The sequence below is a fragment of the Runella rosea genome, assembly GCF_003325355.1.
GTDB classification, from domain to species: Bacteria; Bacteroidota; Bacteroidia; order Cytophagales; family Spirosomataceae; genus Runella; species Runella rosea.
Genome location: NZ_CP030850.1, coordinates 3,529,638 through 3,545,281, shown reverse-complemented (window position 1 = coordinate 3,545,281; position 15,644 = coordinate 3,529,638). Strand labels below are relative to the sequence as shown.

Annotated in this window: 12 protein-coding genes; 9 read left to right on the top strand and 3 right to left on the bottom strand. The window is 46.2% G+C overall.

The annotated features are described in order from the left end of the window. The first annotated feature begins 142 nt into the window (after nt 1-142). Both nadB and DR864_RS14800 read left to right on the top strand, forming a co-directional pair. Entirely contained in the window at nt 143-1,726 is a 1,584-nt protein-coding gene (gene nadB, locus DR864_RS14805; protein WP_114067712.1) for an L-aspartate oxidase, read from the top strand. 84 nt (nt 1,727-1,810) lie between these two features. After that, the gene (locus DR864_RS14800; RefSeq protein WP_114067711.1) at nt 1,811-3,070 is read left to right on the top strand and encodes a DUF5690 family protein; all 1,260 of its coding nucleotides are present in this window, start codon (nt 1,811-1,813) and stop codon (nt 3,068-3,070) included. 71 nt (nt 3,071-3,141) lie between these two features. Here the strand turns inward: DR864_RS14800 and DR864_RS14795 are convergent, their stop codons facing one another. Next, nucleotides 3,142-4,056 (bottom strand): RraA family protein, encoded by a 915-nt coding sequence (locus DR864_RS14795; RefSeq protein ID WP_114067710.1) that lies wholly within the window; start codon nt 4,054-4,056, stop codon nt 3,142-3,144. Nucleotides 4,057-4,320: 264 nt separating this feature from the next. Between DR864_RS14795 and DR864_RS14790 the strand changes: the two genes are divergently transcribed. The 3 genes from DR864_RS14790 to DR864_RS14780 all read left to right on the top strand — a co-directional run bounded on the left by DR864_RS14790 (nt 4,321) and on the right by DR864_RS14780 (nt 6,725). Next, nucleotides 4,321-5,754: a mandelate racemase/muconate lactonizing enzyme family protein gene (locus tag DR864_RS14790; protein ID WP_114067709.1), complete on the top strand. Its 1,434-nt coding sequence runs from the start codon at nt 4,321-4,323 to the stop codon at nt 5,752-5,754. A 124-nt stretch (nt 5,755-5,878) separates the two neighbouring features. After that, entirely contained in the window at nt 5,879-6,292 is a 414-nt protein-coding gene (locus DR864_RS14785; protein WP_114067708.1) for a hypothetical protein, read from the top strand. A gap of 16 nt (nt 6,293-6,308) precedes the next feature. Continuing rightward, nucleotides 6,309-6,725 carry a hypothetical protein gene (locus tag DR864_RS14780; protein WP_162793844.1) on the top strand — a complete coding sequence of 139 codons (417 nt, stop codon included), beginning with the start codon at nt 6,309-6,311 and terminating at the stop codon, nt 6,723-6,725. A 15-nt stretch (nt 6,726-6,740) separates the two neighbouring features. On the opposite strand, the gene DR864_RS14775 is transcribed toward DR864_RS14780, so the two are convergent. Beyond that, nucleotides 6,741-8,189 (bottom strand): TonB family protein, encoded by a 1,449-nt coding sequence (locus DR864_RS14775; RefSeq protein WP_114067706.1) that lies wholly within the window; start codon nt 8,187-8,189, stop codon nt 6,741-6,743. Nucleotides 8,190-8,383: 194 nt separating this feature from the next. Between DR864_RS14775 and DR864_RS14770 the strand changes: the two genes are divergently transcribed. Both DR864_RS14770 and DR864_RS14765 read left to right on the top strand, forming a co-directional pair. Continuing rightward, entirely contained in the window at nt 8,384-9,658 is a 1,275-nt protein-coding gene (locus tag DR864_RS14770; protein WP_114067705.1) for a glycosyltransferase family protein, read from the top strand. A gap of 38 nt (nt 9,659-9,696) precedes the next feature. After that, entirely contained in the window at nt 9,697-11,010 is a 1,314-nt protein-coding gene (locus DR864_RS14765; RefSeq protein WP_114067704.1) for a serine hydrolase domain-containing protein, read from the top strand. Here the strand turns inward: DR864_RS14765 and DR864_RS14760 are convergent. Then, nucleotides 11,007-11,975 (bottom strand): NAD(P)H-quinone oxidoreductase, encoded by a 969-nt coding sequence (locus tag DR864_RS14760; RefSeq protein WP_114067703.1) that lies wholly within the window; start codon nt 11,973-11,975, stop codon nt 11,007-11,009. The genes DR864_RS14765 and DR864_RS14760 overlap by 4 nt on opposite strands. Nucleotides 11,976-12,125: 150 nt before the next feature. On the opposite strand from DR864_RS14760, the gene DR864_RS14755 reads away from it, so the two are divergent. Together DR864_RS14755 and DR864_RS14750 are read left to right on the top strand one after the other, a co-directional pair. Further along, on the top strand, nt 12,126-14,258 hold the full coding sequence (locus tag DR864_RS14755; RefSeq protein ID WP_114067702.1) for a bifunctional aldolase/short-chain dehydrogenase: 2,133 nt from the start codon (nt 12,126-12,128) through the stop codon (nt 14,256-14,258). A gap of 111 nt (nt 14,259-14,369) precedes the next feature. Continuing rightward, the gene (locus tag DR864_RS14750) at nt 14,370-15,644 is read left to right on the top strand and encodes a sugar isomerase (protein WP_114067701.1); all 1,275 of its coding nucleotides are present in this window, start codon (nt 14,370-14,372) and stop codon (nt 15,642-15,644) included.

Sequence of the window (15,644 nt, the reverse complement as noted above, 5' to 3'; positions counted from 1 at the left end):
GAATCACAAAATGATTCTGAAAATTAAATTATTAGTGATTTATTCTTTATTCTTGCAGTGGCAGAGGCTCTCCCTTTTTAAGGGGATATTCCAGCCTAAAAATTACAAATCGCAATTCGTACATTGAAAATTATTGTTGTATATGCCTCAATTTGATTTTTTAGTGATTGGCTCTGGCATCGCGGGCTTGAGCTACGCCGCCAAACTGGCGCGGCATTTTGATGCGCAAAAAGAGAAGGTCTCCATTGCGGTTATCACCAAAGTACAAGCCGACGAAACCAATACCAAATACGCTCAGGGGGGAATTGCCGCCGTGTGGGCCGAGGAAGATTCGTTCGAAAAACACATCGAAGATACGATGGTGGCGGGTGGCGGAATCAGCAAAAGAAATATTGTAGAGATTGTGGTAAAAGAAGCTCCAGAGCGCATTATGGAGCTGATTTCTTACGGTACACGCTTTGACAAAGAAGCCGACGGCGAGTATGATTTGGCCAAAGAAGGTGGCCACTCCGACCACCGTATATTGCACTTCAAAGATGCCACAGGTGCTGAAATAGAACGGGCGCTTTTGAGTGAAGTTAAGAGCCATTCTTCGATTCAGATTTTTACGCATTATTTTGCCGTAGATTTAATAACCCAACACCATCTAGGAGAAACCGTCTACCGCCACCGCGACGACATTAAATGTTTTGGGGCTTATGTTTTGAACACAAAAACGGGGGAAGTAGAGAAATTTTTAGCCAAAACCACTATGTTGGCAACGGGCGGTATCGGCAATATTTATCAAAACACGACCAACCCGCGCATCGCTACTGGCGATGGCATTGCCATGGCTTACCGCGCCAAAGGCGTCTGCGATAACATGGAATTTATTCAATTTCACCCCACGGCGCTTTATCAACCTGGCAAAAAACCCAACTTCCTGATTTCCGAAGCCGTGCGGGGTTTTGGGGGGATTTTACGCAACAAAAAAGGCGAAACATTCATGGAGCATTATGACCCACGTCTTTCGCTTGCTCCGCGAGATATTGTAGCACGGTCCATTGACTCCGAAATGAAAAAATACGGCGATGAGCACGTTTACATCGACGTTACGCACTGCGATTATGAAAAGTTCATCGAGCATTTTCCCAATATTACCGCCTACTGCAAAGACAATCTGGGCATTGATATACGCAAAGATTACATTCCGGTAGTGCCCGCGCAGCATTACATGTGCGGTGGTATCAAGGTGAATGAATTTGGGCAGACGAATATTTTTTACTTGTACGCAACTGGAGAGTGCGCCTGCACAGGCCTGCATGGTGCCAATCGTTTGGCTTCTAACTCCCTCCTCGAAGCCGTGGTTTTTGCGCATCGGGCTTTCGAGAAAACAATCGAAAACTTAGCCGATGCCTACATACCAGACAACATTCCAGAATGGAACGACGAAGGAACTACGCATCCTGAAGAAGCCATTTTGGTTACCGAAATGACCAAGGAACTGGAAGCAATCATGTCAAATTATGTCGGCATTGTGCGTACCAATCGTCGTCTGAAACGGGCACACGACCGCGTAGAACTTATCTTTCAAGAGCACGAAGAATTGTACTGGCAATCAAAGGTTTCGGTGCCGATTATGGAACTCCGCAACATGATTAACGTATCTTATCTGGTATTGAAAATGGCCATGGCTCGCCGCGAGAACGTGGGACTTCACTTTAATCTAGATCACGTGAAGAAATAAAAATAACATTCTCGAAACGTAGAATTTAATATTTTTGGGTGTTTATCAACAAACACCCTTTTTTTAGTTTTACTAAACCCTTTTATGAAAAAACCTTCTGAATTTCGCCTCATGGTATGGGGGTCTACTGCTGCTTTTTGTGCCTATGCCTGTATGTACGCTTTTCGAAGGGGGATCACAGCCGCCACGTTTGACGGGTTGGTTTTTTGGGGTATCAATTATAAAATCTGGTTGATTACGCTGCAAGTATTGGGCTATGCCTTTTCCAAACTTATTGGTATAAAGGTAGTTTCAGAAATGAAACCCGCCCAACGTGCCATGTATTTATTGGCTTTTGTGGGATTTGCAGAGTTAGCTTTATTAGGATTTGCCGTCGTTCCAGCCCCTTACAATATCCCTTTTTTGTTCTTGAACGGGCTTCCGTTGGGCATGGTTTATGGCACCGTATTGGGCTTTTTGGAGGGGCGTCGCCAAACGGATGCGTTGGTGGCTGGGCTTACTGCCTCGTTTATTTTTGCTTCAGGATTTGTCAAAACCATTGGTAAAACGTTGTTAAATTCGGGCGTATCAGAGTTTTGGATGCCGTTTACGACGGGTTTGCTATTTGCGGTTCCGTTGGTGTTGGCGGTTTGGGCATTGGCAAAATTACCTGCCCCAACGGCCGAGGACCGCGCTGAGCGCACCGAGCGCGCCCCCATGAATGCCGCCGACCGCAGCCGCTTTATCAAAACCTTTTCGGTTGGGCTGATTACCTTAATTGTATCTTATGTTTTTCTGACCGCGTTCCGTGATTTCCGTGACAATTTTGCTCCCGAAATATTAAAACTCGCTGGTGTGGATAACCCGTTGATTTTTACCCAAACCGAAACTTTTGTATCGGTCTTTATTTTGCTACTGATGGCTACGCTGCGTTGGGTAAAAGACAATTGGAAGGCGTTTTATCTCATCAATCTACTGTTGATTGCGGGCGGAATTACGGTCGGCGTCAGTACGTGGATGTTTCAGCAGGGTATGCTATCGCCGGGCGTGTGGTTTACGCTGACGGGTGTGGGACTGTATTTAGCCTATGTACCTTGCAACGGCCTTTATTTTGAGCGTTTTGTGGCTTCTTTCAAGTACGTTAGTACGGTGAGTTTTGTGGTAACACTGGCTGATTGGTGGGGGTATTTGGGGACGGTGGGCGTATTGCTCTACAAAAACTTCGGCCAACCCAACATCAGTTTTCTGGACTTCTTTATCTACGGCGCCTATGTTTTGGCGGTAGTGTATGTGGTATTGGTGGTGATTTCGTTTGGGTATTTTAAGCGGAAGTACAAAACCATGCAACCTGAAGTTGTCAGCTAAAAACTTGCGTCCTAATACTGCAACTTTGCAGTATTAGGACGCAAGGCAATCATCTCTTATTTCATCTCTGATTATTCCCTCGCCAAAAACGCTTCAATCTGCTCTGCAGTCAGGTACACTTTACCAGAACGGGTTTTGAGGTGCTCGCGGAAAGCAGTTTTGATTGGTTCCGACCATTTCATGTCAATCTCACCAGGCGTAAATTTATTTTCACGGAGCATTTTATGGCCAAATTCATCTTGAAGGGCAATAAACTCTGCTCTGTTTACTACTTTTTCGGCCAAATGCGCTGGAATAAAAATCACGCCTTCGGGTTTTCCCAAGACTAAATCTCCCGGCAATACCGACGCTCGACCAATACGGATAGGGCAGTTGATACAAGTCATTATCATGTCTTTGATAGCCGATGGGTCGTAGCCGCGCGTAAAGCCGACAAACCCATCAATGGCGCTTAAGCCTTCCAAGTCGCGCACACTACCGTCAAACACCACACCCGTTTTGGATTTGGCATAAATTGAGTTGCCGAGGTTATCGCCGATGAGGGTTCCGTCCACAATTTTTCCGAAACCGTCGGCCACGTATACGTCATTGATTTGGAGGGCGTCAATTGGCCACGAATTAGAGGCTCCTTTTCGCCCTTCAGCTTTTCCTTTTTCTTTGATGGGCTTTTCCATGTCGGGACGAGCAGGCATGTATTGAGCCGTCAGCACGCGCCCGACAAGCGGCTTTTCGGGGTGAATGATTTGAAAATTTCCTTCAAACTGATTGTTGTACCCATCGCCGCGCATAATCCCCCAAGCCTCTTCAATAGATACATTGGCTAGGCGTTTTACAATCTCATCGGGCACTTTGGGGCGACCATCAGGGAAGCGTTCGCCTTTCCATTCTTGGGTATAAAATTGGATAAGCTCTTTGGGAGCTTGGATTTGAGCAAGTAGTGTGACCTGAGTAGCAAGAAGTGAGAAAAGTATAATTAGCTTTTTCATAATCAAAATAGTCCACCTCCCCCGAGGAGGGTGTTAAGTTTAGTTTATTCCCCCTCTGGGGGATAGGGGGCTTACAAAAATCCAACAATTACCTCATTTACACTTCTATCTTTTTCCAACGGTGAATTTTGAAATATTTTCAGAAAAAATTGACCTAATCTTGTAACTCCGTACTGTTGACCGACAACGAAGCAGTTATTCGGAGTCCAAATTCGTTATCCCCAGTTTCATTTTCTCTTTTCACATTTTTAATTCTAAACCCCAATGAAAAAATTATTAGACCGATTCAAGCTCCCTGATACCCACGCCCAATCCGAAAGCAAGCGCCGCGATTTTCTAAAAAAAGGCATGTTAGGTGGATTGTCATTAGGGTTAATGCTGGATGGTAAACACGAGCAGGAAATGGAATACATTACGCAAAAAGTAAAGCGTGATTCTAAACCTGCCGATCTTAAAATTACAGATATACGCATCGCGCATTTGCAGGGAGTGCCGTTCAAAAGCCCCATCATCCGGATTGATACCAACCAAGGCTTAGTAGGTTGGGGAGAAGTACGCGATGGAGCAAGTCCCAACTATGCACTTATGCTCAAAAGCCGCTTGCTGGGCCAAAACCCCTGCAACGTTGAAAAGATTTTTAAAGAAATCAAGCAATTTGGCGGACACGGACGGGCGGCTGGTGGAGTGTGCGGCGTAGAAATGGCACTGTGGGATTTGGCCGGTAAAGCTTACAACGTACCTGTCTATCAAATGTTGGGTGGAAAATACCGCGATGAAATTCGGATGTATGCCGATACGCCAGAGATTACCGACCCCACCAACTTTGCTAAAAAACTAAAAGAAACCCGTTTGGATAAAGGCTATACCTTCCTTAAAATGGACTTTGGGATTGGCCTGTTGGCTGATAAGCCCGGAATGCTGACGGGCGCCAACGTTTGGAAACTCAACCAACGCGACAATAAAACCAAAACCGTGGGTAACTATGGAGCTACCAAACACCCTTTTACCCGTATTCAAATTACCGATAAGGGATTGGATTATATTGCCGAATACGTAAGCAAGATTCGCGAAGGAGTGGGGTACGAAATCCCTGTTTCAGCCGACCACTTTGGGCACTTTGACGTCAACACGGCCATTCGTCTTGGCAAAGCCGTTGAAAAATACCAATTGGCGTGGCTCGAAGACCTTGTGCCTTGGTTTTATACCGACCAATGGAAGCAAATTTCGGACGCCATCGACACGCCAACGCTGACGGGAGAGGACATTTACCTCAAAGAAGAATTTATCAAACTCATCAACGCCAAAGCCGTTGACATGATTCACCCCGATTTGGCCTCTTCTGGCGGAATTTTGGAGACCAAGAAAATTGGCGATTACGCCGAAGAGCACGGCATTCCGATGGCAATGCACTTTGCAGGCAGCCCGATTTCGTTCATGGCCAATGTTCATTGCGCCGCTGCTACCGAAAACTTCGTTGCACTTGAGCACCACGGTGTGGATGTACCTGGCTGGGAAGACATTGTAACGGGCAGTAAACCACTCGTGGTCAACGGATTTGCCCCCGTACCTAACAAACCGGGCTTGGGCGTGGAGCTTAACGAAGAAGGAGCAAAACGCTTCTTGATGAAAGACCAAAAATGGTTTGCCCCGACCGACGAATGGAACACCAAAGATTCGTGGGACCGGGATTGGAGCTAGTTCATTTTTAACCTATCAATAAGTACGTGTGATGTAAGCGTCGGGCGGTTCAAAACCGTCTGACGCTTTTTTGTTTCCAACCATTTGATGCTCATTTTCGTCTATGTAACAAATCATTCAATCAATGAGAAGCACTCTGTTGGTACTGTTTTTGGTGGGTTTATTTTCGTGTAAAGAAAAACAACTTTCTCCCGAAGAATTACAACCTTTGGTAGGAAAGTGGCGAGTAACCTCCATTCAACCGGCTGGAAAGACGGAATGGGAGTTTGTTACACAAAGCGGTCAGCATCAATTTGAAATACGTTACGACGGCGTCATTCTCGGCCCGGATGGCCTGCCTATATGCTGCGGCCCAAAATACCTCAAAGTCAACGGCAAAGTATTTACCATTGTTCCTAAAGAGGGTCTTCCCGACAATCCTCTGTGCGCATTGGTCAATTGTGTCGGATGCGAAACGTTGGAGATGGATTTGCAGGGAGATGGATTGACCACCAATACCTGTAACGGCTCGGGCCGCAGTCGATATGAGCGAATTTAAACTTTATAAACTCCTGATGAAAAAGCTATTACTGTTATTATTTTTAATGAGTCTCGTTGGGTGCAAAGAAAAAAAACTTTCACCGGAAGAGCTCCAACCCTTCGTAGGAAAATGGCGATTGGATGCCGTAGAACCTGCCAAGGATGTAAAAAGATGGGAGATTGTCCCTCCAAAAAATGCTTATTTGTTTGAGATACGCTACGACGGGGTTATTCTTGACGCTAATGGCCTGCCGGCCTGTTGCGCTCCAAAATACCTGAAATCGGGCAAAAAAGTATTCCTGATCGAGCCGAAAGAAGCGCTTATGCAAAATCCCCAATGTGCATTGGTGAGTTGTTTAGCTTGTGATACGTGGAATATGGATGTACAGGGTGATACGCTGATTGTCAGTTACTGCGAGGGAAGCGGTCGCAACCGTTTTGTGAAAATGTAAAGAGTTTCTTTCCTATCATTCAAGAACAAAACTGACGGGCAAATTATACTTTACTCTCACTTTTTGACCGCGCTCCGTGCCAGGAAACCACTTACCGCTCATTCCTTTGACCACCCGCAGGGCCTCTTCGTCGCAACCGCCGCCGATTCCTTTGAGCAACTCATAATCACACAAAGAGCCGTCTTCGCATACCACAAAAGAGATGAAGACTTTTCCTGAAATATTTTTTCGGGCCGCCGCTTTAGGGTAGTTGATATTTCTCCCTAAAAACATTGCCAAAGCCGAAAGCCCGCCCGAAAACTGCGGAAGTTCCTGTACTTCGGTGTAGGTGTGTTCAGTACCGTCCAACATCAAACGTCCCTGTACCAATTTACCTTTATCGTAGGTTTCTTCATAATAGAGCGTGCTGTCGGGACGTTTGGCAATCCATTTTCCTACCTTCTTCCCATTTTCAAAAGCGCCCTGTTCGATGATCCATTGGTCTTTTTGAACCTTAGTTCTATAAACACCCCAACCATTCCCACCTTTAACCCAGACGTTACCTTCCCGAGACCACAAATCAATGACAGTGATTCCCGCCGGCTTTGTCGGGTCGGGCAACTCCTGTAACCGAACTTCTTTCAGTTGGCCGTTATCATACCACGTCTGTATCTTTTCGTTTTTCCCGTCTACTATCTGCCGTTCCTGCAAGGCACCGTTGGCGTAATATTCAGCAGAGGAAACAACCTTATTGCCCTGTTTTTCTTTGGTGGACAATAGTTGTCCATTTTTCTGAACAATCGTTTCGGGCACGTACGAATTCCAATCTTTGTCCCTGACTGTCAACTGATAAGCTGGAATCGAATCGGTCATTGTTTCATTGACAATCTTGTACATCAATGAATCTCTCTTAAACGGCACCGACAAAAAAGGCTTCCATTCTTTTTTCTTCAACTCTTCAAAAACCACATCATCCCTTACAAGGCCGTTTTTATCAACGGGAATGTATCTCCGAAAATGGTACTCGGTGGGGTCTTGCGTAAACTGGAATTTTTCGTTAAAATAATCCACCAGTCGTTGGCTGGTGCTGTCATAATTTGTGACGGGCATATCGGGGAAAACAACGAAAAAATTGAAATCCTGACGAACGGGCTTTGTGTCTTTAAGGGCAGGTTCCCACGCCCGATAAAGCCCCACAACCCTCAGCGCTTCGGTATCACAAAGTGGATGAATGCCTTTGATGATTTTTAGGCCAGACACGCTGCCGTCGGTTTCTACAATACCACTCATAAACACGCGCCCTTGTACCGATTGAAGCCGTGCCTGAAAAGGCATCTGCAAATTATCCTTGACGAATTGCTGCAAATACGCAAACCCGCCTTGGGGTTGAGCCGCTTTGTCTACTTCACGTTCGGGATAAACGGTCTGACCGTAAGCAGTAAGCGAGAGCAGGGTAGACACCCATAGAATCAAAGTGAATTTCATGGAGCTGTAAATAATAGAGGTTGGGTAAAAGCAAAAAAGAGTTGCATTTAAACAAAAAGTGACGGATTGTCCAAGGTTTTTTGGCAAATTATCTGATACGTCATCCCCCACATGCCATGTTTGGGTAGATTGGATGATTTTAGCAATTTTGTCGCCGCTTACTATATGACAGACGGGCCGTCTGTACCACAAATATGAAAATTGGGTTTGTCGTTTCTTTCTTTGATTTCCGCAACGACGTGCGGCGTGTAATGGCCGAAGTTGCTAAACAACATGAAGTAATCATTTTTGGTCGCCCCGAAAATCGCGACGAAATTTTGCGACATCTGCCCGAGGGACTAGAATTCCGAGTCATCAACGAGCGCAAAAGCAGTTTTTGGAATAACCTTTGGATGAAATTATTCGTCCTCTTCAAACGTATTCCCAAAAGTCGTCATAATTTTTTCCTGATGGAGCTGTTCAAAGCCTCTCATGCCACCGATCCAGCAGTTCGAAAAAAGAATTATGAAATCATCGAATGGGTCCGGCGACTGCCCAAGTTCATTTCCTACGATACTTACCTAAAAGGTCTGGACTATCAGAAAATGACTGATTTGGGTGAAATAGATCAATTTGTGTGCTTTACGGCCATTGCCGACGATTTCCTATTGGCCCGCCTTCTCCACGAAAAGTATCCCGTAAAAGTGTACGTCTACAGTTGGGACCACGCCTGCAAGCACATTTGTTTTTCTGAACGAGCACATTATATCTGCTGGAATGAGCGCATCAAAGAGGATATTGTTTATCTTCAGCATATTCCAGCGGCCCACGTAAAAGTAGTAGGCGCTAGCCAATTTGCTTACATCCATGAGTATCAACTGCGGCAAACAGAATTAGCCCGAACTTACCCCTTGCGGTATGTATACTTCGGCTGCGCCATCGGCATTGATGATTTGGTCAAAGAAGAAGTCAATGTGGCCATTTCAGTGGCGCAGGTATTAGCAAAGAACCGCCCGGAGCTCATATTAGTGGTTCGCCCTTATCCAGTACAAGGCAATTGGGACGTGTATCAAGCACTCCGCAATCTACCCAATGTAATCATGGACGATGGCTTTCGGACGGTTGATTTGTCGGTAAAAGATGGGCATATATTGGAAAAATTTGAGAAAATTGCCCACGCTGAGGCCTTCTTTCATTTAGGCACCACCATGGGCTTAGAAGCCTGTTTTACCGATACGCCTTCGTTCATTTTAGATTATGGCTACAAAAATAAAGACGGCCTGAGTTTATACAGCTTTATCCACCAATACCAAAACGACCGCCACTTGATTGACCTTGCGCCTCAGAATGCCGTTCGGTCCGAAAGGCATTTGACCGAAATTTTAAAAGAATTGGACAACCCCACGTATCGTCTACTCAATAAGCAGGTACAGGCACAGTATCAAATCAAATCATTTGAACAATTTTCGGAGGATTTGTTAGCACCATAGTTTCTCTTAACTTTGGTCATTTTCAAACCCTTAACGATATGCCATTGAATCATTTTTGCCGTGCCATAACCTTGGTGCTGTTGTCAGCAATACCACTTTTTTCTCAAACGGGTACTCGACAAGCCCCGCCCTTGCTGTCGGCGGCTACGCCTGAGTCGGTGGGGATGTACTCAGAGCGACTCAATCGACTGGACGGCATGATTCAGTCGTATATCGACAAAGGCGCTTTTCCGGGCGTGGCGGCCATTGTGGTTCGTAATGGTAAAATTGTGTACTACAAAGCCTTCGGAAAAGCGGATCTTGAAAGCAATAAACCGTTGGCCAAAGACGCCATCTACCGCATTGCTTCCATGACCAAAGCCATTACCTCACTGGCCGTGATGATGCTGCACGAAGAAGGAAAAATCATGCTCGATGACCCCATCAGCAAATACATTCCAGCGTTTGCTAAACCCGTTGTACTCGACCAATTCAACCCGAAAGACAGCAGCTTTACGACCGTGCCTGCTAAGCGGGAGATTTCGGTGCGGCATTTGCTGACACACATGTCGGGCATCAATTATAATGTCATCTCCAGCGACGAACGTCTGAGGGCCATTTATACCAAAGCAGGAATTGTGGATGCCTTTACCACCGAAAATCTCAAAATCGGAGATAACATCCAAAAACTGGCCAAACTTCCGCTCAATCATCAACCCGGCGAAAAATGGACCTACGGCTTAAGCGTTGATGTACTAGGGTATTTGGTGGAAATTGCGTCTGGAATGACCCTCGACCAGTTTTTTCAGCAACGAATTTTTGCCCCGCTGGGCATGAAAGACACCTACTTTTACCTACCAGATTCCAAAAAAGACCGTTTGGTCCCGCTGTATTCGGAAGATAAAGACAAGAAGTTGGTTAAAGGCACAACCAACTCATTATCGGCAAACCCCAATTATCCGATTGAGGGAGCCAAAACCTTTTATTCGGGCGGCGGTGGCCTATCAAGCACGGCCTACGACTATGCCATTTTCCTTCATATGCTCCTTAATGGTGGGGTATACAACGGTAAACGATTGCTGAGCCGCAAAGCCGTGGAGCTTTTTACCAACACCAACCAAAGCGGAACATTGTTTCCAGATCCGCGCAGCTATTTCAGTTTGGGTTTCAGCGTAATCGGCGAAGCTGGGCGCTCAAAAGGCTTGGGCAGCGTGGGCACATTCAGTTGGGGCGGCGCATTCAGTACCAACTATTTTGCCGACCCCAAAGAAAAAATTTGCGCCGTCATTATGAAACAAATGTGGCCTACCAGCTATGGTGGCGAAATTGACCGTAAGTTTGAAATGATGATTTATCAATCTTTGGACGATTAAGGTACAAGAACGATTTTTCCGATGTGCTCGGAGCTTTCCATCAAGCGGTGGGCTTCGGCCGCCTCGCTGAGGGGGAATGTTTTATAGATAATCGGTTTGTATTGACCCGTGGCAATGAGGGGCCAAACGCGTTTTTCTACTTCGGCTGCCAAAGCCGCTTTAAATTCATCATCACGGGGGGCAAGCATGCTTCCCGTGATGGTGAGGCGTTTGCTCATCACTTCCAAAATATTAAACTGCGTTTGTGCGCCGCCCAAGCTGGCAATAAAACACAAACGACCATCGGTACGCAGCAGACGTATATTTTTGGAGGTATACTCTCCACCAATGTAATCCAAAATAGCGTCCATCCCGACAGGTTTAAGGACATCCTCAAAATTTTGGGTTTTGTAATTTACGCACTTTATCGCCCCCAATTCTTCACAAAATCGACATTTTTCATCCGTTCCTGCGGTAGCAAATACCTGTGCTCCAAGTGCTTTTGCCAATTGAATGGCGGTGACCCCAATACCGCTTGTGCCGCCGTGAACAAGCAGATTTTCACCCTTTTGTAAGCGCATCCGTCGAAATACATTATCCCATACGGTCATGCTTGTCTCGGGCAAACAGGCGGCCTCTTCAAACGAAAGGCCTTCTGGAATGGGTAAACAATGATGGGCATTGGCCAAGGCATATTCGGCGTAGCCACCGTGACGAATGAGCGCGCATACCCGGTCGCCTACTTTCCAGCGGCTGACCGAAGAGCCTATTTGCTCCACTACCCCCGCGATTTCTAAGCCCAACGGCTCGACAGGCGCCTGACCCGAAACCCCGTAACGCCCTTGACGCATCAATAAGTCGGCCCGGTTGACCCCTGCTGCATAAACCCGAATCAGTACGTCTTGCAGTATAGGTACGGGCAAGGGACGTTCTTGCAAATTCAGGACTTCGGGCCCGCCCGTTTGGGAAACAATAACTGCTTTCATTATATTCGAATAATTAGATAAACAATTGTCAATACAATCCATGAAGGTACATGACACTCCAAAAATAAACATCCATTAACTTTGTATTATTACTTTTGAAGTATTTACTATAACAATCCTTAGAACGATCCAAACTACTAATACATAAATATGTCAGCGACAACCATTCAATTTAAGCATGTAAGCTACCTTTGGGATGACGCCAAAGCCGCCGAGTTGGCGGGCGATGAAGTAGCTCTCTTTATCTATCGCTCCAATATCCTTGGTGCTGACCTTCGCCTAACAAATTACGGTGGAGGAAATACGTCCGTCAAAATTACGGATAAGGACCCACTTACCGCAAAGGATACGGAAGTAATGTGGATTAAAGGTTCAGGAGGGGATATAGGTACCCTCAAAAAATCGGGTTGTGCAGCGTTGTATCTGGATCGTTTGCGTAGTTTGGAGAATGTTTATCGCGGCTTAGAGTTTGAAGATGAAATGGTAGAGTTGTTCAACCATTGTATCTTCGATTTAGCGTCAAAAGCGCCTTCTATTGATACTCCTTTACACGGTTTTTTACCGTTTGCTCATATCGACCACCTTCACCCCGATGCAGCGATTGCAATTGCGGCGGCCAAAGATGGCAAAAAGATTACAAATGAACTCTTCAACGGCGAAGTGGGCTGGGTAGAATGGCAACGCCCGGGCTTTGAATTAGGCCTTCAACTTCGTGCCTGTTTGGAAGAAGCCGCCGCCAAAGGCATCAAATTGCGCGGTATCATGCTCGGCTCGCATGGTTTATTTACATGGGGGGATACTTCTTATGAAAGTTACATCAACACGCTCGAAGTCATCGAAAAGTGTGCTGAGTATTTGGAAGCAAATTACGGCAAAACCCGCCCAGTATTTGGTGGTCAGAAAATTGAAAGCCTGTCGGCAGAAGACCGTCAAAAACAAGCGGCTAAATTAGCCCCTGTATTGCGCGGTTTTTGTTCGTCATACCGCACCATGGTTGGTCATTTTACAGACGACGCACGCGTCTTGGAATTTATCAACTCCAACGATTTGGAAAAATTGGCGCCTTTGGGCACTTCTTGTCCTGACCACTTCCTCCGTACCAAAATCAGCCCGTTGGTGTTGACGCTGGCCCCTGATGAAGATTTGTCGGATGTAGCGGCCCTGAAAGAAAAACTTCTGCCTGGCTTTGTGGCCTACCGCGAGTTATACACCGATTACTACGAAACCTGTAAACATCCCAACTCGCCCGCCATGCGCGACCCCAACCCGGTGGTTATTCTGTACCCCGGCGTAGGAATGTTTACGTTCTCAAAAGATAAAACAACGGCCCGTTTGGCCTCTGAATACTACATCAACGCCGTCAACGTAATGAAAGGCGCCGAGGCAGTATCAGAATACACCTCATTGCCCCGTCAGGAGGCTTTCAACATTGAATATTGGCTGTTGGAAGAAGCTAAACTTCAACGTATGCCCAAGCCAAAAGCGCTTTCTGGACGCGTAGCGTTGATTACGGGAAGTGCGGGCGGAATCGGAAAAGCCATCGCTCGTCGTTTTGCCGAAGAGGGAGCAGTAGTGGTTTTGAACGATATCAATGAAGAACGTCTGGCGGGAGCTAAAGAAGAATTTGTGAAGAAATTCGGTAAAGATGCCGTGTCGACCACGCTTCTGAACGTGACCGATGCCCAGAGCATTTTATCGGCAATGGACGCCGCCGCCTTGGCCTTTGGCGGTGTGGATATCATTGTCAACAACGCAGGAATCAGCATCTCTAAACCCATTGAAGCCCACACGATTGAAGATTGGGATAAACTGTACGACATTTTGGTCAAAGGTCAATTCCTCGTTACCCAAGCGGGTATCGCGGTAATGCGCAAGCAAGGCTTTGGCGGTGATGTTATCAATATTGTGAGTAAAAATGCCTTGGTATCAGGACCAAACAACGCAGGTTATGGTTCGGCCAAAGCTGCTCAATTGCATTTAAGCCGACTTAATGCGGCCGAATTAGGCGGTGATAAGATTCGCGTCAATACCGTCAATCCAGACGCGGTTATTGCCGATTCAAATATTTGGGCTGGTGGCTGGGCCGAAGGCCGCGCCAAAGCCTACGGCATTACGGTAGAGGAATTACCCGCATATTATGCCAAACGAACATTGTTGAACGAGGCTATTTTGCCCGACGACATTGCCAATGCCTGCTTCGCCTTCGTGGGAGGGTTGCTCAGCAAATCGACTGGTAACGTGTTGAACGTAGACGGTGGTGTAGCAATGGCTTTTGTTCGTTAATTAAAGATTGTTTTTTCATCATAGGTTAGTTTAATACTCGAATCTAACGTCTGACTTCAGGCGTTAGATTTTTTAAATCGTTTATTTCCTAACTTCAAATCAGTCATTACCATGCAACTCGAAAAATACAAGATACAACAACACAACGACGACCTGCTCAAAGCCCACGAGCGCCGTTTGAGCTACATTACTTCCGAAATCGAAAACGCGGAAGCCATCATCCAAAAAGTCGTTGATTTTCAAATTGCCATTCCGTCCTGGGCATTGGGTACGGGCGGCACCCGTTTCGGGCGTTTTTCGGGCGGCGGTGAACCGCGTACATTGGAAGAAAAAATTGAAGACGTGGGTCTGTTGCATTCTTTAAATCAATCTAGCGGAGCTATTTCACTGCACATCCCGTGGGATATTCCCCAAGATGCCAAAGCCATCAAAGCCTTGGCAGCGCAACACGGTTTAAAGTTTGACGCCGTCAATTCCAACACCTTTCAGGATCAGCCTGATCAAGCCCTTACTTACAAATTCGGCTCGTTGCAAAACGTCAATAAAGCCATCCGCAAACAGGCGATTGAGCACAATATTGAGGTAATCAAACAAGGTATTGAGCTGGGTTCAGAATCTTTAACGGTGTGGCTTTCAGACGGCTCGTGCTTCCCAGGTCAATTAAATTTTCGTAAAGCGTACCAAAATACGCTCGAAAGTTTGCAAGAAATCTACGCGGCTTTGCCAGAAAACTGGAAGCTGTTTTTGGAATATAAAGCCTTCGAACCCAATTTTTATTCAACCACCGTCGCCGATTGGGGACAATCGTATTCGTACGTTCAGAAGCTCGGCAACAAAGCCTACACATTAGTAGATTTGGGCCACCATTTACCCAACGCCAACATTGAACAAATCGTTGCGTTGCTGCTAATGGAAGGAAAACTAGGTGGGTTTCACTTCAACGATTCTAAATACGGCGACGACGACTTAACTGCAGGTTCAATAAAGCCGTATCAGTTATTTTTGATTTTTAACGAGTTAGTAGAAGGAATGGACGCACGCGGCATGAATCACGCCACCGATTTGGGTTGGATGATTGATGCTTCACACAACGTTAAAGATCCCCTCGAAGATTTGCTACAATCGGTCGAAGGCATCATGATGTCGTACGCGCAAGCGCTATCGGTAGATAGAAAAGCGCTCGAAGAAGCCCAAAATAATAACGACGTGGTGCGGGCACAAGAGATTTTGCAAAACGCGTTCCGAACCGACGTTCGCGCTTTGGTCGCCGAAGCTCGTTTGCGGGCGGGTGGGGCCTTGAATCCTTTGGAATTGTACCGAAGTCAAAAAGTACGCGAGAATCTCATCGCCGAAAGAGGACTCAAAACAGTAGCGACCGGTTTGTAA